The organism is Streptomyces sp. NPDC001852 (genome assembly GCF_042891825.1).
Lineage (GTDB): Bacteria > Actinomycetota > Actinomycetes > Streptomycetales > Streptomycetaceae > Streptomyces.
On the sequence record NZ_JBIATN010000010.1, the window covers coordinates 141,529 to 163,414 of the forward strand.

Here is a 21,886-nt window from a genome sequence, read left to right on the forward strand (position 1 = left end):
GCTCAGTCCCGCGCTCCCGCCAGCGCCTTGGTGACCCCGTTCTCCCGTGGCCCGAGGAACGTGGGATCCGGGTGGAACACCGCGTCCAGCACCGCCTTGCCCGCCGCGAACACCTCGCGCGTCCCGCCGTAGTACCAGGTCACGTCGTGCTTGTCGGCCACCCCGACGCCGTAGGAGTCGATGCCCGCCGACTCGCACAGCGCCACCGCGCGCCGGATGTGGAAGCCCTGGCTGATCAGCACCGCCCGGTCCACGCCGAAGATCTTCCTGGCCCGCACACAGGAGTCCCAGGTGTCGAACCCGGCGTAGTCCCTGACGATCCGGTCGCCCGGCACCCCGTGTTCCGTGAGGTAGGCACGCATGGCGTCGGGCTCGTCGTAGTCCGTGCGGCTGTTGTCCCCGGTGACCAGGACGACCTTGACCCGCCCCGCCCGGTACAGTTCCGCCGCCGCGTCCAGCCGGTGCGCGAGGTACGGCGACGGCTCCCCGTTCCACAGTCCGGCCCCGAACACCATGGCGACCTGCGTCCGCGGGGCGTCCGCCGTCGTACGCAGCCGGTCCGCCGTGGACACGAACAGCCAGGTCACCGGCAGCAGCGCCAGCACACACCCGGCCATCACGGCCTGCACCAGCCGCCGCCGGCCCGTGCGGGTGCGCGGCAGCCGCGGTCGACGGATCTTCATAGGGCCCCCAGGGATCGGTTCCGACCGGTTCCGACCATGGAGGACGCCACCGGCGGCCGTCCGGTTCGCCTCACATCGAGCGTCCGTACGAGGTGAAGCAGCGGAAAACGCTCGTGACGGCCCGGCAACGGCCACGCAACCTGGCGCCGTCAGGATCCTTGCATGACGGCGTCGCATCCTCCCCGCTCCGAGCCCCGCGTCGACCTCGACAGCACGGCGCACCTCATGAACAGCATCGGCAGCCAGCTCGCCGGCCGGCTCCGGCTGGTCTCCCCGCTCGGCCACCGTCGCACCGCCCCGCCCGCCCTCGTCCTGGTCGCCCACGGCAGCCGCGACCCGCGCGCGCTGGAGACCGTACGGACGCTGGCGGACCGGGTACGCGAGCTGCGCCCCGGCCTCCCCGTCCACCTGGGCCACATCGAGCTGAACGCCCCCCTGCTCCCGGACACCCTCGCCGCGCTCGGCGACACCCCCGCCGTCCTGGTGCCGCTGCTCCTCTCCCGCGGCTACCACGTCAAGCAGGACATCCCCGAGATGGCTGCCGCCGCACCGGCCCCCACCCGCCTCGCCGCTCCGCTCGGCCCGCACCCGCTCCTGGTGGAGACCCTCCTCGACCGGCTGCTCGAGGCCGGCTGGCCCACGGTCATGGACCCGGCCACCCGCCGTGCGAGCGCGGTCGTGCTGGCCGCGGCCGGCTCCCGCGACCCCGACTCGGCCACCGACACCCGCCGCACGGCCCGGCTCCTGGCGGACCGGCTGGGCGTGCCGGTCGTCCCGGCCTACGCCTCGGCGGCGACCCCGACGGTCCCGACGGCGATACGGGCCCTGACGGCGAGGGGCCGGCACCGGGTGGCGATCGCGTCGTACTTCACGGCTCCGGGGCGTTTCGCGACGCAGTGCGCGCAGGCGGCACCGTGGATGGCCTCGGCCCCACTGGGCGCGCACCCGGCCATGGCCCGGTTGGTCCTGCACCGGTACGACGAGGCACGGGTGACGCGGCAGGCGGAACTGGTCTCGGCCTGAAAGCGGAACTGGTCTCGGCCTGAGAGGCAACCCGGCGGACGAGCAGGCGCCCGGCACCGCCCTTTTGTCAGTGCCGACGCTTACTGTCGAATCATGGAAGGCACCGCACCCAACGGAACGTACGACCCGACCTCAGCGGAGCGTTACGCCCCCGAACCCGACAAACGCCCCGGCCGCACCGCCTTCCAACGCGACCGCGCCCGCATCCTCCACTCCGCCGCCCTGCGACGCCTCGCCGGCAAGACCCAGGTCGTCACCCCGGGAGCCCACAGCCAGGTGTGGGACGCCAGCCCCAGAACCAGGCTCACCCACTCGCTCGAATGCGCCCAGGTGGGCCGGGAGCTGGGCGCGGCCCTCGGCTGTGACCCCGACCTGGTGGAGGCCGCCTGTCTGGCCCACGACCTCGGTCACCCGCCCTTCGGGCACAACGGCGAACAGGCCCTGAACGCCTTCGCGGACGACATCGGCGGTTTCGAGGGCAACGCCCAGTCACTCAGACTCCTCACCCGCATCGAGCCCAAGCGGTTCACCCCGGAGGGCTCGGTCGGCCTCAACCTCACCCGCGCCACCCTGGACGCCGCCACGAAGTACCCCTGGCCCCGCGGCGCCCACCCCACCGACCCGGCGTCGAGGAAGTTCGGCGTGTACGAGGACGACCGCCCGGTGTTCGACTGGGTCAGAGCACACGCCCCCGGGACCCGCACCTGCTTCGAGGCCCAGGTCATGGACTGGTCGGACGACGTGGCGTACTCGGTGCACGACGTCGAGGACGGCCTGCACGCCGGACACATCGACCCCAACTGCCTGCACGCCGAACCCGAGCGGCAGGCGGTGTTCGAGGTCGCCGTCGGCCGGTACGTCCCCGCCGCAACCGATCCGGAAGAACTCTCCGCCGCCCTCGACCGGCTCCAGGACGAGGAGTGGTGGCCGCACGGCTACGACGGCACCGCGGTCGCCCAGGCCCGGCTGAAGGACGCCACCAGCCAGCTCATCGGCCGGTTCTGCCTGGCCGCCGAGGGCGCCACCCGCGCCGCGTACGGCACCGGCCGGCTCACCCGCTACGACGCCGAACTCGTCGTACCCCGCGAGGCCCGCATGGAGTGCGCGGTGCTCAAGGCGGTCGCGGACCGGTATGTGATGCAGCGCGCCGAGCAGGAGCGGCTGCGCGCGGACCAGCGGGTCGTCGTGGCGGAGCTGGCGGAGGCGCTGACCGCCCGCGCGCCGGACGGGCTGGATCCCCAGTTTCGGGCACTGTTCGACGGGGCAGGCGACGACCACGCACGCAAGCGGGTGATCGTCGACCAGATCGCCTCGCTCACCGACGCCTCCGCGCGCTCGCTGCACGCGAGACTTACGGGGCATATGTGAGTGGAACATGACCGTCCGTGGCCTGATCGGGTCACTCCCTCTTCCCGCAGCACGGCGTGTGCGGGACGCTCGCATGTGGCGGCACCCTTACGAGGAGGCATCAAGTGGTCGACGCGGATCAGACATTCGTCATCGTGGGGGGCGGTCTCGCCGGCGCGAAGGCGGCCGAGACGCTCCGGGCGGAGGGCTTCACCGGCCGGGTGATACTGATCAGTGACGAGCGCGACCACCCCTACGAGCGACCGCCGCTGTCCAAGGGCTATCTGCTCGGCAAGGAGGAGCGCGACAGCGTCTTCGTGCACGAACCGGCCTGGTACGCGCAGAACGACATCGAGCTGCACCTCGGCCAGTTCGTGGACCGCGTCGACCGCAGTGCGAAGACGGTCCGCTTCGGCGACGACGGCACCCTCGTCCGCTACGACAAGCTGCTGCTCGTCACCGGCGCCGAGCCGCGCCGGCTGGACATCCCGGGCACCGGCCTGGCGGGCGTGCACCATCTGCGCCGGCTCGCGCACGCCGAGCGGCTCAAAGGCGTCCTCACCGCCCTCGGCCGGGACAACGGGCACCTGGTGATCGCGGGCGCCGGCTGGATCGGCCTGGAGGTCGCGGCGGCGGCCCGCGAGTACGGCGCGGAGGTCACCGTGATCGAGCACGGGCCGACCCCGCTGCACGGCGTCCTCGGCCCCGAGCTGGGCGGGGTCTTCGCGGAGCTGCACCGCGAGCACGGCGTCCGCTTCCACTTCGGGCGGGAGCTCACCGAGATCGTCGGCCAGGACGGCATGGTCCTCGCGGTCCGCACCGACGACGGCGAGGAGCACCCGGCGCACGACGTCCTCGCCGCGATCGGCGCCGCGCCCCGCGTCGGTCTCGCGGAGGCGGCGGGCCTGGAGATCGCCGACCGGGCGCACGGCGGCGGGATCGTCGTCGACGAGCGGCTGCGGACGTCCGACCCGGACATCTACGCGGCAGGTGACGTGGCGTCCTTCCCGTTCGACCTCTTCGGGACGAGCGTCCGGGTGGAGCACTGGGCGAACGCCCTGAACGGCGGACCGGCGGCGGCACGATCGATGCTCGGCCAGGACGTGACGTACGACCGTGTGCCCTACTTCTTCACCGACCAGTACGACCTGGGCATGGAGTACAGCGGATGGGCCCCGGCCGGGTCGTACGACCAGGTGGTGATCCGGGGCGACGCCGGGAAGCGGGAGTTCATCGCGTTCTGGGTGAGGGAGGGACGCGTGCTGGCCGGGATGAACGTGAACGTGTGGGATGTCACAGAGCAGATCCAGAAACTGATCCGTTCCAAGGCCCAGGTGGACACGGAGGCCCTGGCCGACCCGCACGTCCCGCTGGACAGCCTGGCTTCCTGACGACCGGGACTGTCACACCACCCCCGTAGAATTCACGCGTGGCAGGACGGATCAACGACGAGGACGTGAAGGCGGTACGGGACGCGGTCCCGATCGACGCCGTGGTCTCCGAGTACCTCCAGCTGCGCAGCGCGGGCGGCGGCAACCTCAAGGGCCTGTGCCCGTTCCACGACGAGAAGTCGCCGTCCTTCCAGGTCAGCCCCAGCAAGGGACTCTTCCACTGCTTCGGCTGCCAGGAGGGCGGCGACACCATCACCTTCGTGATGAAGGTGGACCACCTCTCCTTCTCGGAAGCGGTGGAGCGCCTCGCCGCCCAGGCCGGCATCACGCTGCGCTACGAGGAGGGCGGGTACAACCCGGCCCACCAGCGCGGCGAGCGCATCCGCCTGGTCGAGGCGCACAAGATCGCCGCGCAGTGGTACGCCGAGCAGCTCGCCACCGGCTCCGAGGCCGAGACCGGCCGGATCTTCCTCGCCGAGCGCGGCTTCGACCAGGCCGCCGCCGTCCACTTCGGCGTCGGCTACAGCCCCCAGGGCTGGGACCACCTCACCCGCTACCTGCGCGGCAAGGGGTTCAGCGACAAGGAGCTGATCCTCTCCGGCCTCGCCCAGGAGGGCCGGCGCGGGCCCATCGACCGCTTCCGGGGCCGTCTGATGTGGCCGATCCGGGACATCGGCGGCGAGGTCGTCGGCTTCGGCGCCCGCAAGCTGTACGAGTCGGACAACGGCCCGAAGTACCTGAACACGCCCGAGACGGCGATCTACAAGAAGTCGCAGGTCCTGTACGGCATCGACCTGGCGAAGCAGCACATCGCCAAGACCAGCCGGGCGGTCGTGGTCGAGGGCTACACCGACGTCATGGCCTGCCACCTCGCCGGTGTGACGACCGCGATCGCGACCTGCGGTACGGCCTTCGGCGGCGAGCACATCAAGATCCTGCGCCGGCTGCTGATGGACAACGGCTCGGCTCGCGTGATCTTCACCTTCGACGGCGACGCGGCCGGACAGAAGGCCGCTCTGCGCGCCTTCGAGGACGACCAGAAGTTCGCCGCCGAGACCTACATCGCCATCGCGCCCGACGGCATGGACCCCTGCGAGCTGCGCCTCGCCAAGGGCGACGAGGCGGTTGCCGACCTGGCCGAACCCCGCACCCCGCTCTTCGAGTTCGCGTTGCGGCAGGTCGTGAGCCGCTACGACCTGGACACCCCGGCGGGCCGGGCCGCCGCCCTGGACGAGGCGGCGCCGATCGTCGCCCGCATCAAGAACAGCGGTGCCCAGCACGAGGTCGCCGTCGAACTGGCCGGCCTGCTCGGCATCCTCGACACCCAGTTCGTGGTCCGGCGGGTGGCCCAGCTGGCCCGCTGGGCCCGGGAGGGCAAGGGTGCGCAGCAGCAGGGCCGCCCACGCGCTGCCGACCAGCAGTGGGCGACGGCTCCGCGCCCGGCGGCCTCCGGCCCCGCCCTCACCCTGCGCAACCCGGTCCACGCCGCCGAACGCGAACTGCTCAAACTCGCCCTCCAGCGCCCCGAACTGGTCTCCCCGGCCTTCGACGCCTACGGCGTGGACGAGTTCACCGCGCCGCCGTACGCGGCCGTGCGCCAGGCGGTCGCGGAGGCGGGCGGCGCGGAGTACGGCGTCCAGGACCCGCAGGAGTACCTGGTCCGGGTCCGCGAGGCCGCGCCCGACGACACCGTCCGCGCGATGGTCACCGAGCTGGCCGTGGAGCCGATCCTGCGCCGCACGGTCGACGAGACCTACGCCGGCACGGTCCTGGTCCAGATCCGCCGCCGCGCCGTCGAACGCCGCATCCACGACATCCAGTCCCAGCTGACCCGCCTCGCCACCGGCGGAGACCCCGCCCAGCTGGCCGCCGTACAGAACGAGATGTGGGTGCTGCAGCAGTACGACCAGGCGCTGCGGGAGCGGGGCGCGGAGGCGCTGTAGGGGCGCCTCCGCGGGGCTGTCAGTCCTCGGGGGACTGGTCGGGCGCAGCGATGCCGAGGTGGTTCGTGATCGCTCCGACATGCGCGCTGAGCGATCCGAGCTGCTCCATCATCGCCACCTGTCCCGATACCAGGGCCCCGAGCAGCTTGCTGTGCGCCTCCAGCACCTTGCTGTGCTCCAGCTGTGTCTGCCGCAGAGCCTGCATGAGCTGAACGTCCGCCCGCCGCAGCTCCTCGATCTCGCTCATGCCTTCCATCCTCCCCAAGGCCACGCGGTTCAGTGGCCCGCAGTTGCCAATCGCATAGTCCAACCAGCTGCATAACCGCCCGGTCACGGACCGGACGCAAAAAGTCACCGCAAGCCCCTCGTGGCGGGGATGTGTCTTACCCCACACTGGGTGCGGTGCCCGAGTCCTCGGAGCGCAGGCCGTCGACTCTCCGCTCCCGAAGAACCGCTGCCGCACACCTTCAGCAGCGATCATCCTGGAGGTCGCCCCCGTGCAGACCCAGACCCTCACCCAGACCGACAGCGCCACCAGTGCCACCAGTAACACCGGTACGACCGCGGACGAGCCGGACGCGGAGCTGGACGTCCTCGTGGCCGTGCCCCCGCAGAGCCGTGCCGCCCGCCACCCGGAGGCGGTGCCCGCCGAGCCCACGGAACCACCGGCGGAGGCCCTCGTGGAGGAGTCCGAGGAGCCCGACGAGCCGCTGGAGGCCGCCGAGCGCGTCGAGACGCCCGTCTCGGCCCGGGCCGACACCGGCGGACCCTCGGCCGATCTGTTCCGCCAGTACCTGCGCGAGATCGGCCGTATCCCGCTGCTCACCGCCGCCGAGGAGGTCGAACTCGCCCGCCGCGTCGAGGCCGGCCTGTTCGCCGAGGAGAAGCTGGGCAACGCCCCTGATCTGGACAGCCAGTTGACCCTCGACCTGGACCGGCTGGTCGTCATGGGGCGGATGGCCAAGCGGCGGCTGATCGAGGCCAATCTGCGGCTCGTCGTGTCCGTCGCCAAGCGGTACGTCGGCCGCGGCCTGACCATGCTCGACCTGGTCCAGGAGGGCAACCTCGGGCTGATCCGGGCGGTGGAGAAGTTCGACTACGCCCGCGGCTACAAGTTCTCGACGTACGCCACCTGGTGGATCCGCCAGGCCATGTCCCGGGCCCTGGCCGACCAGGCCCGCACCATCCGCGTCCCGGTGCACGTGGTCGAGCTGATCAACCGGGTCGTCCGGATCCAGCGGCGCATGCTGCAGGAGCGGGGCTACGAGCCGACGCCCGAGGAGGTCGCCGCCCACCTCGAACTGCCGCCCGAGCGGGTCTCCGAGGTGCTGCGGCTGGCCCAGGAACCGGTCTCGCTGCACGCCCCGGTCGGCGAGGAGGAGGACGTGGCCCTCGGCGACCTGATCGAGGACGGCGACGCGGCGAGCCCGGTGGAGTCGGCGGCCTTCCTGCTGCTCCGGGAGCATCTGGAGGCCGTGCTGTCCACGTTGGGCGAGCGGGAGCGGAAGGTCGTCCAGCTCCGCTACGGCCTCATCGACGGCCGGCCCCGCACGCTGGAGGAGATAGGCCGGCTCTTCGGGGTGACCCGGGAGCGGATACGGCAGATCGAGTCCAAGACCCTCAACAAACTCCGGGACCACGCCTTCGCGGATCAGTTGAGGGGCTACCTGGACTGAACGGGGGCCGCCGGCCGGCGGCCCCCGCGCGGCTAGTCCACCTCGGCCACAGCCTGCGCGAACTGGGCCTTGTACAGCCGGGCGTACGCACCGTCGGCCGCCAACAGCTCCGCGTGCGCGCCCTGTTCCACGATCGACCCGTTCTCCATGACCAGGATCGTGTCCGCGTCCCGGATCGTCGACAGCCGGTGCGCGATCACGAACGACGTCCGCCCCGCGGCCAGCTTCGCCATCGCCTTCTGGATCAGCACCTCGGTCCGGGTGTCGACCGAAGAGGTCGCCTCGTCCAGGACCAGGATCGTCGGGTCGGACAGGAACGCCCGCGCGATGGTGATGAGCTGCTTCTCACCCGCGCTGACGCCCGTGCCCTCGTCGTCGATCACGGTGTCGTACCCGTCGGGCAGGGTGCGGATGAAGCGGTCGGCGTGGGCCGCCCGTGCCGCCTCCTCGATCTCCCCGCGGGTGACCTCCCTGGACGCCCCGTACGCGATGTTCTCCGCGATCGTGCCGCCGAACAGCCAGGTGTCCTGCAGCACCATGCCGATCCCGGACCGCAGTTCGTCCCGGGACATCCTGCGGATGTCGACCCCGTCGAGGGTGATCCGGCCGCCCGACACGTCGTAGAACCGCATCAGCAGGTTGACCAGCGTGGTCTTGCCCGCACCCGTCGGACCGACGATCGCCACCGTGTGACCGGGGTCCACCGCGAGCGAGAGGTCCTCGATCAGCGGCTTCTCCGGGTCGTACCGGAAGGACACGTGCTCCAGCCCGACCCGGCCGCGCAGCTCCGCCGGCCGTTCGCCCGGCACCGGATCCGCCTCCTGCTCCTCCGCGTCCAGGAGTTCGAAGATCCGCTCGGCCGAGGCGACACCGGACTGCACCAGGTTCGCCATCGACGCGACCTGCGTCAGCGGCATCGAGAACTGCCGCGAGTACTGGATGAACGCCTGGACGTCGCCGATCGACAACGCGCCGGACGCGACCCGCAGACCGCCGACGACCGCCACCAGCACGTAGTTCAGGTTCGACACGAACATCATCAGCGGCTGCATGACACCGCTGTTGAACTGCGCCTTGAACGCGGCGTCGTACAGCGCCTCGTTCTGCTCGGCGAACTGCTTCGCCGACTCCTCCTGCCGGCCGAACACCTTCACCAGGGTGTGCCCGGTGTACATCTCCTCGATGTGCGCGTTCAGCTTGCCGGTGGAGCGCCACTGCTGCACGAAGTGCGGCTGGGAGCGCTTGCCGACCCGGGTGGCGACGACGAACGACAGCGGCACGGTGACCAGCGCGACCAGCGCCAGGATCCAGGAGACGTAGAACATCATCGCGAGGACGCCGATGATGGTCAGCAGCGAGTTGATCAGCTGGCCCATCGACTGCTGCAGCGTCTGCCCGATGTTGTCGATGTCGTTGGTCGCGCGGGAGAGCACCTCGCCGCGCTGGCGCTTGTCGAAGTACGACAGCGGCAGCCGCGACAGCTTCGTCTGCACGGACTCGCGCATGCGGTACATCGTGCGGTTCACGGCCCGGTTGACGAGCCTGGTCGCCACCGCCATCAGCAGGCCGGCGACCAGGAACGTACAGAGCGCGAGCAGCAGGACGTTCCCGACGGCGCCGAAGTCGATGCCCTTGCCGGGCGTGAAGTCGGTGCTCTTCAGCATGTCCGCGATGGAGCCCTGTCCGTGGGCCCGCATCTGGTCGAGGACCTGCTGCTTGGTGGCCCCGGCCGGCATCTGCCGGCCGATGATGCCGGAGAAGACCAGGTCGGTGGCCCTGCCGAGGATCTTCGGGCCGATGACGCTGAGGGTCACGCTGACGACCACGCAGAGCAGCAGGCCGTAGATCGTGAGCCGTTCCGGTCTGAACTGGGAGACGAGCCGTTTGCCCGACCCCTTGAAGTCCATCGAGCGCTGGTCGGGGCCGCCCCCGGCCATCATGCGCATGGGCCCGGCCATCAGGCAGCCTCCGCTTCCGTCAGCTGGGAGAGCACGATCTCCCGGTAGGTCTCGTTGCCCGCCATCAGCTCCCGGTGCCGGCCGGAGCCGACCACCCGGCCCTCGTCCAGCACGATGATCCGGTCCGCCTCCCGGATGGTCGCCACCCGCTGGGCGACGATGACGACGGTCGCCTCGGCGGTCTCGCGGGCGAGCGCGGTGCGCAGGGCCGCGTCGGTGGCGTAGTCGAGCGCGGAGAAGGAGTCGTCGAAGAGGTAGATCTCCGGCCGCTGGACCAGGGTGCGCGCGATGGCGAGACGCTGGCGCTGGCCCCCGGAGACGTTCGTGCCGCCCTGGGCGATCGGCGCGTCGAGGCCGCCCTCCAGCTTGCTCACGAAGTCCTTGGCCTGCGCCACCTCCAGCGCGTGCCACAGTTCCTCGTCGGTGGCCTCCGGGTTGCCGTAGCGCAGGTTGGTGGCGACCGTCCCCGCGAACAGGTACGGCTTCTGCGGCACCAGCCCGACCGTCCGCGCGAGCAGCAGGGGTTCGACCTCCTGCACGTCCACGCCGTCGACCAGGACCTCGCCCTCGGTGGCGTCGAACAGCCGCGGGACCAGCCCGAGCAGGGTCGACTTGCCGCTGCCGGTGGAGCCGATCACGGCCGTCACCTCACCGGGCCGGGCGACCAGGTCGATGGACTTCAGCACCGGCTCCTCGGCACCCGGATAGCGGAAGCCCGCGCCCCGGATCTCCAGATACCCGTGCCGGCGCAGCTCGGTGACGGGCGCGGCCGGCGGCACCACGCTGGAGTCGGTCCCGAGGACCTCCTCGATGCGCTCGGCGCACACCTCCGCGCGCGGCACCATCATGAACATGAAGGTGGCCATCATCACGGACATGACGATCTGCATCAGATAGGCGAGGAACGCGGTCAGGTCGCCGATCCGCATCCCGCCGCTGTCGATGCGGTGCGCGCCGAACCACACGACCGCGATCGACGACAGGTTCACCACCGTCATGACGATCGGGAACATCAGCGCGAGCATCCGGCCGGTGGCCAACTGCATCTCGGTCAGCTCGCCGTTGGCCTTCCCGAACCGGCCCTGCTCGTACTCGTCGCGCACGAAGGCGCGGATCACCCGGTTGCCGGTGATCTGCTCGCGCAGCACCCGGTTCACCGTGTCCAGCCGGACCTGCATCGACCGGAACAGCGGGCGCAGCCGGCGCACGATGAGCGTGACGCAGATCGCCAGCACCGGTACCACGGCGACGAGCACCCCGGACAGCGGCACGTCCAGGCCGAGCGCCAGCACGATGCCGCCCACGCACATGATGGGCGCCGACACCATCAGGGTGAACGTCATCAGGGCCAGCATCTGGACCTGCTGTACGTCGTTCGTCGTACGCGTGATGAGGGAGGGCGCCCCGAAGTGACCCACCTCACGCGCGGAGAAGGACTGCACCCGGTCGAAGACGGCACCGCGCACGTCCCGGCCGAGCGCGGAGGCGGTCCGCGCACCGAAGTACACGGCGCCGATGTTGCACACGACCTGCGCGAGCGAGATGCCGATCATCAGCGCGCCGAAGGACAGGATGTAGTCCGTGTCACCCTTCACGACACCGTTGTCGATGATGTGCGCGTTCAGTGTGGGCAGGTAGAGGGTGGCGCAGGTCTGCAGGAACTGCAGCAGCACCAGCAGGGCTATGGGTTTCTTGTAGGGCCTGAGATAGGTCCGCAGGAGTCGTATGAGCACGCTGGGTCTCTCGGAGTCGGCGGGTGGGGGCTGGTCGGTTGCCCCTGGCCCCTATCGTCGGACACTCCACCCGCGTTACCTCAACCGATTAACCCGGCCGCCGGGCTCCTTGGGCTAAGAGCGGAACGCTCCCGGGTGGGTCTGCTCCCGCACCGCCGTGAACTGCTGCCGCACCGCCTGCCCCACGGCCAGCTCGTCGCCCGGCTCCAGCACCTGTGCGGCCGCGCCCTGCCAGGCCGGCGGGGTGCGCGGATCGAGTGTGCCCTGCGACACACCGAGCGCCCAGGCCGCCTGCCGGGCCGCGCCGATCGCCGCGTAGTCCGCGGGCTGCGGAACGACGACCTGCACGCCGAACAGCGAGGGCGCCGAGGCCTGCACGGCGGGCAGCTCGGCGGCCGGGCCGAGCAGGAAGATCCGCCGCACGTCCACGCCCCGCCCGCGCAGCACGTCCAGCGCGTCGCCGAGCCCGCACAGCATGCCCTCGAACGCGGCCCGCGCCAGATGCTCCGGCTTCATCGACTCGCGTCTGAGGCCGGCGAGGGTGCCCGCGGTGTGCGGCAGGTTGGGCGTCCGTTCACCCTCCAGGTACGGCAGCAGGACCAGCCCGTGGGAGCCCGGCGTGGACTTCGTCGCCAGCTCGGACAGGCTCTCCAGGTCCGGCAGCCCGAGGAGTTCGGCGGCCCCGCGCAGGGTCCGTACGGCGTTCAGGGTGGTCACGACCGGCAGGTGCATGCCGGTGGCGTCGGCGAGCGAGGTGATCATCCCGGACTGGTCGGCGAGCGCCTCGGGATGCACGGCCATCACGGACCCGGAGGCACCGAGGGACACGACCGCGTCCCCCAGCCCGATCCCCAGCCCGAACGCGGCGGCCATGGTCTCCCCGGTCCCCGCGGAGATCAGCAGCCCCTCGGGAGTCGTACCGGCCGCGTCCGACGGGCCGATCACCTCCGGCAGCATCGCCTGGTGACCGAGCGCCAGCTCGACCAGGTCGGGCCGGTAGGCGCCGGTCGCAGCCGACCAGTACCCGGTCCCGGACGCCCCGCCGCGATCGGTGGTCCTGCGCACGGGCCGTCCGAGCAGCTGCCAGACCAGCCAGTCGTGCGCCTGGAGCAGTACGGCCGTCCGGCGGGCGTTCTCGGGCTCGGTCTTGGCGAGCCAGCGCAGCTTGGTGACCGGCTGGGCGGCCGACGGGACGCACCCCACGGCCTGTGCCCAGGCCTCGCGTCCGCCGAGCGCGTCGACGAGGTCCGCCGCCGCGACCTGCGCCCGCTTGTCGCCGCCGACCAGCGCCGGACGCACGGTGTTGCCCTGGGCGTCCAGCGGGACCAGTGCGTTCTGCTGCGCGGAGACGCCGATCGCCTGCACGCCCTCCAGCAGGCCGCCCCCCGCGGCCTCGCCGAGGGAGAGCAGCCAGGCCTGCGGATCCACGTCGCTGGGACGCCCCTCTATCGGATGCGGGGCGTATCCCTGCCGCAGTACGGCACCGGTGTCCGCGTCGCAGACCACGATGCGAGTGAAATCAGGCGAGCTGTCCAAGCCGGCGACTATCCCCATGCACCGAATTTTGCAGCATTCCTGCGAGTGCGGTGTCCGAGGGCGTCCAAGGGGGTGCTTCTCACGTGTTGCTCGTGCCCCAGTCGTCCTCGGGCGTGCCGTTCAGGTTCCGCTCGCGGAGGGAGCGCACCCGCTGGGCGACCGTCTCGGGAACCCGGTCGCCGACCTTGTGGCTGACCGTGTGGAAGGCCTTGCCGGCGTACTGGCGGCCCTGCTGGGCGGCGGTCTCGGCCGTGTTGCGCACGGCCGGGTTCTGCGCGATCCGCTGGGCGGACTTCTTCAGCTGCTCGTAGCGCTCGCGTCCGGCCCTCGTGCCGAGTACGTAACCGAGGGCCAGTCCGGCGACGAACGTGAGCCGGTAGCGCATGGCTGCCACCCTTCCCTTGCCTGGTCTGCTGGTGCGACGTGGGCGCCGGGGGGAACCGATTGGCGGAGCACCCCCCTGCTTGCGCTAATGTATGTGTCGCAGCGAGCGCCCGCCCCCTGGCGAATACCCAGGTAGGTACGATCGATGCAATCGAGGCGATCCTCCGTAGCTCAATTGGCAGAGCAGCCGGCTGTTAACCGGCAGGTTACTGGTTCGAGTCCAGTCGGGGGAGCTTCGGTCCTCCGTAGCTCAATTGGCAGAGCAGCCGGCTGTTAACCGGCAGGTTACTGGTTCGAGTCCAGTCGGGGGAGCGCGATGAACGAGGACCCCTTGGGGGTCCTTTTTCATGCCCGCGGGAACCGCCGTGCCTGCGCCGATGTCCTCAAGGTCACGAGCAGCGCAGAAGCCGACCATCCGAGAGCAGGAGATCGTATGAGCGGCTATGCTGCGGCAGACGGCGCGCACACTTGTACGCGACACGCCGCTATGGGGCGGTAGCTCAGCCGGTTAGAGCAGCGGACTCATAATCCGTCGGCCGTGGGTTCGAGTCCCACCCGCCCCACCAAGCGCAGGTCAGAGAAACGTTCTGACCTGCAGAAATGCACTTTGGGGCTGCCGGATTCGGGATTCTGACGCGACGGAGTGACCCCGTTGGGTGTTACTTCGGCGTACGTCTGGGTCAGCAGTTGCTGCTGGGACTGTGACCTGCGGTGATGCAGTGGCTGCAGAGGCAGCGGGTCGCCGCGGAAGCGGGGCCAGGGGACGCGGGGTTTCAGAGCCGGAGTGCGAGGCGCCCGCGTGTCGGGATCGACGGGGCGGGAGAGCGTCACCGAGGCAAGCCGGCGACGGTGGTGTCCCGCCGATCCGGGGCGACCGGGGTCTTTGGGCTCCCTGATGTGCCGCTCCGCGGTTGAATAGCCGGTGTGGCACGGAACGTTGCGGGGTTCGGCGAGGACGATCTGCGGGCGCTGGCCGGGGCTCGGTCGTTCGAGCGGGGGCTGGGTTACCTGGACGCGGTGAACGGTCTTGAGGTGGGGGAGAGTTCGGTCACCGCCGTGGTGCACGGTACGGATGTCTACGAGGTGGAGCTCAACTTCGGCGGGGACGAGGGGATCTCTGGGTGGTGCGACTGCCCGTACGGGCAGGAGAGCAACTTCTGCAAGCACTGTGTCGCGGTCGGGCTGACCGTGCTGCAGCGGGCGACGGTGATTCCAAGCCGGCGGGCCGAAGCGCGGGCACGAGCTTCCGGCTTGGAGGCGTGGCTTTCGGCGCTGTCACGTGACGAACTCCTGGCGCTGGTGCGGGAGCAGATCGCCGAGGACCGGGAACTGCGTCGGCGCTTGGAGCTGCGAGCCGCCGCTGCTCGTTCCGACCTCGGTGCGGTCCGGGGCCGGATCATCGCGCTCATCGATCCTCGGCCGTTCGCCCGGTACGGGTACGTCGGGTACGCGGATGCCGCGGGGTATGGGCGACGGGTGGACGAGGCGGCGGCCGCGCTGCGCGCTCTGACCGCCGACGGGCAGGCGGCGCAGGCGGTCGGTCTGGCAGAGGAGGCGCTCCGGGTGCTGGGGGAGGCGTACGGGGAGATCGACGACTCCGACGGGGTGGTCGGGCAGGCCGCTGCCGCGGTGGCCGAGGCCCATCTGGAGGCCTGCCGAGTCGCCCGCCCTGATCGGAAGCGGCTGGCCGAGTGGCTGGCCGACTCGGTGCTCGATGACAGTACCGACGTGACGGACCTGGATCCGCTCGACTACGCCGATGTGCTGGGGCAGAGCGGACTGGCCCGCATGCGGCAGCTGGCGACCGAGGCATTCCGGCGCGGGCCGTCCGGCTGGGCGGCGCGGTACCTGATGGAACGCCTGCTCAAGGCGGAGGGCGATGCCGACGCGCTGGTCGCCCTGCACGCGCAGGACCTCGACCCGTCCGGTGCCTCCCATCTGCTCATCGCAGAGGAACTGGAATCGGCGGGACGGGGGGACGAGGCACTCGCCTGGGCGGAGCGGGGACTGCGGGACTGCGCCGCCGAGACGTACATCGACGGCCGTCTGGTCGACTACGTGTGCGTGCGGTACACGAAGGCGGGACGGGCAGCCGAGGCGGTGGCGGTGCGGCGGGACCGGTTCCGTCTCGAGCGGTCTCTGGCCGCCTACCGGCAGTTGCGCTCCGCCGCCCGGGCTGCGGACTGCTGGGAGGTCGAGCGCGCGGCGGCGCTGGCCGCCTTGGAGGAGGACGCCCGTCGTGAGCACGGCGGCCGGTACGGCGGGCCCGTGCTGATCGACGCGTTGCTCGACGACGGCGACCTGGACGCCGCCTGGCGGGAGGCCGCCGGCCGCGCCGGCGACCGGCAGTGGGAGCAGCTCGCCGACCTGTCGCGCCAGACACGTCCGGCCGAGGCGCTCGGCGTGTACCTGCGGTTGGTCGATCGATCGAAGGAGCCGACCGGGGACCGCGCCTACGAGCACCTGGCACGGCTGCTGCTGGGTGCACGTGAGTGCCATCGTGTGCTGGGCACCGAGGAGGTGTTCGGCGTGTATCTCGCCGGACTGCGGACAGAACTGAAACGCAGGCGGAAGTTGATGAGCATCCTCGACCGGCATGGGCTGTGAAGGCGGGCGGGCCCGGCGCCCGCTCACTGCGTGCTGGATGGCGTCTGTCAGTCCTTGAGATCGATCGTCCTTACCGGCTGTCCGGTCGCACGGGCGATCGTCTCGAAGTCGCGGTCGTAGTGGAGCAGTGTCAGCCCCGCCTCTTCCGCGGCAGCGGCGACCAGCAGGTCGACGGGGCCGGCATTGCGGTGCTCGCCCTTGACGCCATGCCGACGGGGTGTTCGCGATGTGCACGGTCGACGTCGGTGACCGCACGCTGCTGGCCAGCGCCAGTGCCGACGAGACGGTCCTCTTGTGGGACCCGGTCACAGGGCGCGCTCTTCATGTGCTTGAGGGCCACAGCGACTGGGTCAACGGGGTGTGTTCCGTGCGCGTCGGGGATGGCAGCGTCCTGCTGGCATCCTCCTCGGTGGACGGCACCGTGCGCCTCTGGGACCCCGTCACAGGGGAGCTGATGACCACGTTCCGTGGCCACCGGGAAGGGGTCAACTCCGTATGTTCCGTACGCGTCGGTGACAGCGTGCTCCTGGCCAGCAGTGGTGCGGACCAGACCATCCGGCTCTGGGACCCCATGACCGGGGACAACGTCCGTACCATCCACGGCTCCGTGGCCGCGTCGTACGAGCTGTGCGCCGTGGATGCCGACGGCCGTCCCCTTCTCGCGAGCAGGAGCGACGACGTCATCTGGCTGCTGGATCCGGCGACCGGCGAGCCTGTCGCGCCACTCGCCTCGGGCCAGGCCGACGAGATCCCTGCCATGTGTGCCTTCACCACCCACGGCCGCACACTGCTTGCCAGCGGCGGTGACGACTGCTCGGTGCGGCTCTGGGATCCCGCCACGGGAGAAGTCACCCATACCCTCGCCGGGCACGCGGACTGGGTTCGCGCGCTCTGTTCCCTGTCCATCGACGGCCGCACGCTGGTCGCCAGTGGGAGCGACGAGGGCATGGTGAGGTTGTGGGACGCACGCACGGGAGACCTCGTCCGCACCTTCACGGGGCACTTCAAAGCCGTATACGCGGTGTGCTCCGTGCGGATCGGCGACCGTACCCTGCTCGCCACCGCGAGCGCTGACCACACGGTGCGGCTGTGGGACCCCGAACTGGGGTCCACCGTCTGGACTCTGCAGCATGACCACGGGGTCTACACGGTGTGTCCCGTGGACCTCGGTGGTCGTACCCTCCTCGCCACCGCCGCCGACGGTGGCGGCGGGCGGCTGTGGGATCCCGTCACGGGGGAGGCCGAGAGGACGTTCACGGAAGTCGTCGAGGACGTCTACGCCATGTGCGTATGGCAGACGAACCGCCGCACGGTCCTGGTCACAGCGGGCGGTTGCGGCACGGTCAGGTTGTGGGATGGCGCAACAGGGAAGGTCGTGGGCACTCTCGAAGGCCATGCGAGCGCGGTCAACGCGTTGAGCGTCTTCGACCCAGGTGGCCGTGGGCTCCTGGTCACCGCGAGCAGCGACCGAACCGTACGTCTGTGGGATCCGGACGCCCTCGCGACGGTCATGGAGATCCCCGTCCAACACCCGGGACTGGCGGTCGCTTGCGCGGGCAGGCGTCTCGTCGTCGGGCTCGACCACGGGCTGCAGGCACTGAGGGTGAACAAGGCGCTCTGACCGCACACCTGCGGCCACGTCAGCCCGGTCAACCGGTCCGCCATACTGTGCCGCATGGAACGCATCGGGGGGTACCTCGTCGAGCGGCGGCTCGGGGAGGGTGGGATGGGCACCGTGTATCTCGCGCGGACGCGCGGCGGGCGGGCCGTCGCGGTGAAGGTCGCCAAGGCGGAGCTGGCCGCCGACCCGGTCTTCCGCGAGCGGTTCCGCGGCGAGGTCGAGGCGGCCCGCGCGGTCGGCGGCTTCCACACCGCGCCGGTCGTGGACGCGGGCCTCGACGGCGACCCGCTGTGGCTGGCCACCGCCTACATACCCGGACCCACCCTCGCGGCGCGGCTCGCCACCGAGGGCGCCATGGACGAGCCGCGGCTGCGGGCGCTGGCCGCCGCGCTCGCCGAGGCGCTGGAGTCCATCCACTCCTGCGGTCTGGTGCACCGCGATCTCAAGCCCGGCAACATCATCATGGCCGCTGACGGCCCGCGCGTCCTGGACTTCGGCATCGCCCGGGCCGTCGAGTCCACCCGGCTCACCGCCACCGGCACCGCTTTCGGCACGCCCGGCTTCCTCGCGCCCGAACAGGCCCTGGGCCACGATGTGACCGGCGCCGCCGACGTGTTCGCCCTCGGCGCGGTGCTGGTCGCGGCGGCGGGCGGCAGCGCCTGGGGCGAGGGCACGCCGATGGGGCTGATGTACCGGTCCGTGCACGAACCGCCGGACCTGGCCGCCGTACCCGCCCCGCTCGCCGGCCTGGTCGCGCGCTGCCTGGCGAAGGACCCGGCGGCCCGGCCGACCGCCACCGAGCTGCTGGACCTGCTGACCGAGGGCGACCCCGGGCCGGTCCCGGCGCAGACGCCGTACGCCCCGACCCCGACCGCACCCCCGCGGCCGCCCACGCCGCCGCAGTCCGTGCCCGTTCCGGCCCCGCTCCCGCCCTACCCGGCCACGCCCCCGCACCAGGCCGGCCCGGGGTTCGGTCCGCCGGTCCCGCACGTCGTGCCGGAGGTCGAACTCGCCGACGGGGAGTCACGTGTCGTCGTGAACGCCACCGGGATCGTCCTCGAAGTGGCGGGCGTCGCCGCGGACTTCGCGTGGGCGGAGATCGCGCAGGCCGGACGCTTCAGGCGCGGCGGCCACCATCTCACGGTGTTCGTACGGCTGTGGGACGGCGGCGTGTACGACTGCGAGCTGAACGCCCGGCGGTCGGCCCGGCTCGGTGAGTGGCTGGCCCGGCTCGACCACGCCCTCGGCCGGTACGCCCCCCGGTAGCGCCCTGGCCACGCTGTTCGCCGACAGCTGTATTCGACCAGCTGTTTGACCCGTACATGCTTGAACCGTCGGCATCCTGGGCACCCACCTCCTACCGGCGTCGATCGCCGGGCCACTTCGGCAGAGGGAGGGCGTCATGGACCGTCGCATCCGGGTACGCGTCATCCGACGCCCCGCCGCCCCACGCGACCGGGAGATCGACCGCCGGACGCCGTCGGGGCGCGTCCTGCCGTACTGACCGAGCGGGTTCTCGCACCCCGGGGGACGCGGGAAGCCGCCCGTGCGTCAGGACGCGCGCGGCGCCCGTGTCACCTCCGGCAGCGGATCCGCGCGGTGGGCCAGGTCCAGAAGGGTCCGAACGGTGCGTTCGGCCTCGCCCAGGCGGGGGTGCCACTGGGCCGTGATGCCGACCGGGCGGATGGGCTCGGTCAGGGGCAGTTCGACCAGTTCGCCCTCGTCCAGCTCCCGGGCGACCGTCAGGTGCGGGAGCAGGGTGATGCCGTGGCCGTGGCCGAGGAGGCGGAGCAGGGCCGCCATCGAGCCCTGGAGCAGGGTCTGTTGGGCGCCGGCCAGCAGGTCACGGCCGAAGCGGTCCACCAGCATCTCCGAGGTGCAGCCGCGCTCGGCCACCAGGAAGTCGTGGCACAGCAGTTGCTCGGGCGTCACCGTCTCGCGCCGGGCCAGTGGGTGGCTGGGGGCCGCCACCAGCACCGTACGGTCGTGCCCCACGACCGCGTGCGGACGGACCGGGCGGGCTCCGTTGTCGTACCGGAACACCAGGTCCGACTCGCCCGCGTCGAAGGCGCGTTCCAGTGCCTCGCGCGGGGCCACCGTCAGCTCGATGTCCGCGCCGGTGCCGGTGCCGCCCGCGCCGTACTCCAGGGCGGCCAGCACCTCGGGCAGCCACACGTGGGCCAGTGACTCCTGCGCCCCGATCCGCAGCCGGGTCCGGTCGCCGCGGGCAGCCCGGCGCATCCGCTCCTCCAGCTCCAAGGACTCGCGCGCGTGCGGCAGCAGCCGGGCGCCCGCCTCGGTGAGCACCGCGCCCGTGCCCGTCCGCACCAGGACACTCACGCCCAAGTCGGCCTCCAGCCGCTGGAGTTGGGCGCTCACGCTGGACTGTGCGTAGCCCAGGGCCTGGGCGGCGGCGGAGATGCCGCCGTGCTCGGCGACCGCGACGAAGGCACGCAGACAGCGGGAGTCCACGGCGCAAGGGTAACCGGTCCATCGGACTTTCCGATGCCCCCATCGGAAGTGCGGCGTCGCGGGCACCACGCCGTCCGGGACACGCTGCCCGCATGACCACATCCGAACCCGCCTGCCGGCCGGCCCCGCCGACCGCCGGTCCCGCCTCGCGCGGTACCGGCCGAAGCACGTCGTCCCGACCGGCCTTCGCCGCCATCGCCACCGGCAACCTGCTCGTCCTGCTGGACACCTCGATCCTCAACGTCGCCGTCCCCGACATCCAGGCCTCGCTGCACCCGGCCGCCGCCGCGCTGCCCTGGACCGTGGACGCCTACACGGTCGTCTTCGCCGGGCTGCTCCTGGCCGGCGGGGTCATCGCCGACCGCTGGGGCGCCCGCCGGGTCTTCACCCTGGCGCTCGGCCTGTTCGCCGCGCTGTCCGCGGCCTGCGCCCTCGCGCCCGGCTCCGGTGCCCTGATCGCCGGACGCGCCGCACTCGGCGCCGCGGGCGCCGGTCTGGTGCCCGCCTCCCTGGCCCTCCTCATCCACCAGCACCCGGATCCCGCCCGCCGTACCCGTGCCATCGGTGCCTGGGCGGCGCTCAGCGGGCTGGGTGCCGCCGCCGGACCCGTGCTGGGCGGGGCGCTCGTCGAACTCGGCGGCTGGCGGCTGGTGTTCCTGGTCAACCCGCCCCTCGCGCTGGCCGCTCTGCTCCTCGCCCGCCGCCTGCCCACGCCGCCCGCACGGACCGGCCGTGCCCTGGACCGCGCGGGCCTGGTGCTGTCCACCGCCGGTCTCGGTCTGCTCACCTTCGGTCTGGTCGAGGCCGGCACCGAGGGCTGGGGCGCGGCGGCGGCGCTGCTCCCGCTCGCCGCCGCGCTCGGCTGCTTCGCCGCGGTGGCCGCCGTGGAGCGCCGGGCCGCCGCCCCGGTCCTGCCGCCCGCGCTGCTCGCCCTGCCGAGGGTGCGGGCGGCGCTGGTGGCCGCCGCGGTGTCCTGCTTCGCCTACTTCGGCGGCCTGTACCAGCTCGCCGTGTGGCTCCAGCACACCTACCGCCTGACCCCGTTCGACGCCGGCCTCGCCGCCCTGCCGCTGACCTTCCCGGTGTGCGTGATGCCGTTCTTCACCGGCCGGCTCGTGGCCCGCCACGGCGCCCGCCCGGTGCTGCTGACCGGCATGGCCGCCACCGTCGTCGCCGGGGCGCTGCTGGCCTGCGCGGCGGGCGGGCACCCGCCGCTGCCGCTGATCGTGGCCGCGGAGCTGGCGCTCGCCGCGACCGGCACGCTGTCCATTCCGGGTGCGGCCGCGGCGGTGGCCGTCGCGGCGCCTGGGGAGTACGCGGCGACGAGTCAGGGCGCCCTCAACGGGATACGGCAGGCCGGCTCCGCCCTGGGGGTGGCGGTGCTGGGCACGTCGGGCGCGCTCGCCGGCTCTGGCTACCTGCTCATGGGGGTCGGGGTGATCGCGGTGCTGCTGGTCTCCCGCACGGGTGAGTGAGCGACGGATCGTCCCTCGCCTCCGGCGCCGTGCGCGG

At 71.8% G+C, this 21,886-nt stretch carries 15 protein-coding genes, 3 tRNA genes and 2 pseudogenes; 12 read left to right on the forward strand and 8 right to left on the reverse strand.

Features of this window, described 5'->3' with window-relative positions; all coding sequences use genetic code 11:
- Window positions 1-2: 2 nt before the first annotated feature.
- Window positions 3-683, reverse strand: a complete 681-nt coding sequence (locus tag ACFYZB_RS19160; protein WP_388759768.1) for a vancomycin high temperature exclusion protein — start codon at window positions 681-683, stop codon at window positions 3-5.
- A gap of 162 nt (window positions 684-845) precedes the next feature.
- Here ACFYZB_RS19160 and ACFYZB_RS19165 point away from each other — a divergent pair, with 162 nt between their 5' ends.
- The 4 genes from ACFYZB_RS19165 (at window position 846) to dnaG (ending at window position 6,387) form a co-directional block, all read left to right on the forward strand.
- A complete protein-coding gene (locus ACFYZB_RS19165; protein WP_388759770.1) occupies window positions 846-1,706 on the forward strand; it encodes a sirohydrochlorin chelatase in 861 nt (286 codons plus the stop codon).
- Between the two features lie 93 nt (window positions 1,707-1,799).
- Complete coding sequence (locus ACFYZB_RS19170; protein ID WP_388759773.1) at window positions 1,800-3,074, forward strand: deoxyguanosinetriphosphate triphosphohydrolase; 1,275 nt, start codon at window positions 1,800-1,802, stop codon at window positions 3,072-3,074.
- 104 nt (window positions 3,075-3,178) lie between these two features.
- On the forward strand, window positions 3,179-4,444 hold the full coding sequence (locus ACFYZB_RS19175; RefSeq protein ID WP_388759776.1) for an NAD(P)/FAD-dependent oxidoreductase: 1,266 nt from the start codon (window positions 3,179-3,181) through the stop codon (window positions 4,442-4,444).
- Window positions 4,445-4,482: 38 nt separating this feature from the next.
- The gene (dnaG, locus tag ACFYZB_RS19180; protein WP_388759778.1) at window positions 4,483-6,387 is read left to right on the forward strand and encodes a DNA primase; all 1,905 of its coding nucleotides are present in this window, start codon (window positions 4,483-4,485) and stop codon (window positions 6,385-6,387) included.
- A 19-nt stretch (window positions 6,388-6,406) separates the two neighbouring features.
- Here dnaG and ACFYZB_RS19185 read toward each other — a convergent pair whose 3' ends face one another.
- On the reverse strand, window positions 6,407-6,634 hold the full coding sequence (locus ACFYZB_RS19185) for a hypothetical protein (RefSeq protein ID WP_388759781.1): 228 nt from the start codon (window positions 6,632-6,634) through the stop codon (window positions 6,407-6,409).
- Window positions 6,635-6,763: 129 nt separating this feature from the next.
- Here ACFYZB_RS19185 and ACFYZB_RS19190 point away from each other — a divergent pair.
- Window positions 6,764-8,063: pseudogene (locus ACFYZB_RS19190) on the forward strand (sigma-70 family RNA polymerase sigma factor).
- 32 nt (window positions 8,064-8,095) lie between these two features.
- Here ACFYZB_RS19190 and ACFYZB_RS19195 read toward each other — a convergent pair.
- The 4 genes from ACFYZB_RS19195 to ACFYZB_RS19210 form a co-directional block, all read right to left on the reverse strand.
- Window positions 8,096-10,021 carry an ABC transporter ATP-binding protein gene (locus tag ACFYZB_RS19195; RefSeq protein ID WP_388759783.1) on the reverse strand — a complete coding sequence of 642 codons (1,926 nt, stop codon included), beginning with the start codon at window positions 10,019-10,021 and terminating at the stop codon, window positions 8,096-8,098.
- Window positions 10,021-11,754, reverse strand: coding sequence for an ABC transporter ATP-binding protein (locus ACFYZB_RS19200; RefSeq protein WP_388759786.1), 1,734 nt, complete (start codon window positions 11,752-11,754; stop codon window positions 10,021-10,023). The genes ACFYZB_RS19195 and ACFYZB_RS19200 overlap by 1 nt, the downstream gene beginning before the upstream one ends.
- 114 nt (window positions 11,755-11,868) lie before the next feature.
- Window positions 11,869-13,308, reverse strand: a complete 1,440-nt coding sequence (locus tag ACFYZB_RS19205) for an FGGY family carbohydrate kinase (protein ID WP_388759789.1) — start codon at window positions 13,306-13,308, stop codon at window positions 11,869-11,871.
- Window positions 13,309-13,369: 61 nt separating this feature from the next.
- Window positions 13,370-13,675: a YtxH domain-containing protein gene (locus ACFYZB_RS19210; protein ID WP_351203223.1), complete on the reverse strand. Its 306-nt coding sequence runs from the start codon at window positions 13,673-13,675 to the stop codon at window positions 13,370-13,372.
- Between the two features lie 159 nt (window positions 13,676-13,834).
- Here ACFYZB_RS19210 and ACFYZB_RS19215 point away from each other — a divergent pair.
- The 4 genes from ACFYZB_RS19215 to ACFYZB_RS19230 all read left to right on the forward strand — a co-directional run bounded on the left by ACFYZB_RS19215 (window position 13,835) and on the right by ACFYZB_RS19230 (window position 16,281).
- A tRNA-Asn gene (locus ACFYZB_RS19215) sits at window positions 13,835-13,907 on the forward strand.
- Window positions 13,908-13,913: 6 nt separating this feature from the next.
- Window positions 13,914-13,986, forward strand: a tRNA-Asn gene (locus tag ACFYZB_RS19220).
- 177 nt (window positions 13,987-14,163) lie between these two features.
- Window positions 14,164-14,240 (forward strand) — tRNA-Ile (locus ACFYZB_RS19225).
- A gap of 358 nt (window positions 14,241-14,598) precedes the next feature.
- Window positions 14,599-16,281: an SWIM zinc finger domain-containing protein gene (locus ACFYZB_RS19230; protein WP_388759791.1), complete on the forward strand. Its 1,683-nt coding sequence runs from the start codon at window positions 14,599-14,601 to the stop codon at window positions 16,279-16,281.
- 47 nt (window positions 16,282-16,328) lie between these two features.
- Here the strand turns inward: ACFYZB_RS19230 and ACFYZB_RS19235 are convergent.
- A pseudogene (locus ACFYZB_RS19235) lies at window positions 16,329-16,481 on the reverse strand (PIN domain-containing protein); the annotation flags it as partial.
- A 26-nt stretch (window positions 16,482-16,507) separates the two neighbouring features.
- Here ACFYZB_RS19235 and ACFYZB_RS19240 point away from each other — a divergent pair.
- Entirely contained in the window at window positions 16,508-17,902 is a 1,395-nt protein-coding gene (locus ACFYZB_RS19240; protein WP_388759793.1) for a WD40 repeat domain-containing protein, read from the forward strand.
- A gap of 54 nt (window positions 17,903-17,956) precedes the next feature.
- Entirely contained in the window at window positions 17,957-19,168 is a 1,212-nt protein-coding gene (locus ACFYZB_RS19245) for a serine/threonine-protein kinase (protein WP_388759795.1), read from the forward strand.
- A gap of 285 nt (window positions 19,169-19,453) precedes the next feature.
- Here ACFYZB_RS19245 and ACFYZB_RS19250 read toward each other — a convergent pair whose 3' ends face one another.
- Window positions 19,454-20,374, reverse strand: a complete 921-nt coding sequence (locus tag ACFYZB_RS19250) for a LysR family transcriptional regulator (RefSeq protein WP_388759798.1) — start codon at window positions 20,372-20,374, stop codon at window positions 19,454-19,456.
- 92 nt (window positions 20,375-20,466) lie between these two features.
- On the opposite strand from ACFYZB_RS19250, the gene ACFYZB_RS19255 reads away from it, so the two are divergent.
- Window positions 20,467-21,849 carry an MFS transporter gene (locus tag ACFYZB_RS19255; protein ID WP_388759800.1) on the forward strand — a complete coding sequence of 461 codons (1,383 nt, stop codon included), beginning with the start codon at window positions 20,467-20,469 and terminating at the stop codon, window positions 21,847-21,849.
- Window positions 21,850-21,886 lie beyond the last annotated feature (37 nt).

Bases quoted from the DNA above. Each gene is read 5' to 3' on its own strand.
- ACFYZB_RS19165 (WP_388759770.1), top strand. From the start codon at position 846: ATGACGGCGTCGCATCCTCCCCGCTCCGAGCCCCGCGTCGACCTCGAC.
- ACFYZB_RS19160 (WP_388759768.1), bottom strand. From the start codon at position 683: ATGAAGATCCGTCGACCGCGGCTGCCGCGCACCCGCACGGGCCGGCGG.
- ACFYZB_RS19240 (WP_388759793.1), top strand. From the start codon at position 16,508: ATGTGCACGGTCGACGTCGGTGACCGCACGCTGCTGGCCAGCGCCAGT.
- ACFYZB_RS19255 (WP_388759800.1), top strand. From the start codon at position 20,467: ATGACCACATCCGAACCCGCCTGCCGGCCGGCCCCGCCGACCGCCGGT.
- ACFYZB_RS19205 (WP_388759789.1), bottom strand. From the start codon at position 13,308: ATGGGGATAGTCGCCGGCTTGGACAGCTCGCCTGATTTCACTCGCATC.
- ACFYZB_RS19195 (WP_388759783.1), bottom strand. From the start codon at position 10,021: ATGGCCGGGCCCATGCGCATGATGGCCGGGGGCGGCCCCGACCAGCGC.
- ACFYZB_RS19210 (WP_351203223.1), bottom strand. From the start codon at position 13,675: ATGCGCTACCGGCTCACGTTCGTCGCCGGACTGGCCCTCGGTTACGTA.
- ACFYZB_RS19245 (WP_388759795.1), top strand. From the start codon at position 17,957: ATGGAACGCATCGGGGGGTACCTCGTCGAGCGGCGGCTCGGGGAGGGT.
- ACFYZB_RS19185 (WP_388759781.1), bottom strand. From the start codon at position 6,634: ATGAGCGAGATCGAGGAGCTGCGGCGGGCGGACGTTCAGCTCATGCAG.
- ACFYZB_RS19170 (WP_388759773.1), top strand. From the start codon at position 1,800: ATGGAAGGCACCGCACCCAACGGAACGTACGACCCGACCTCAGCGGAG.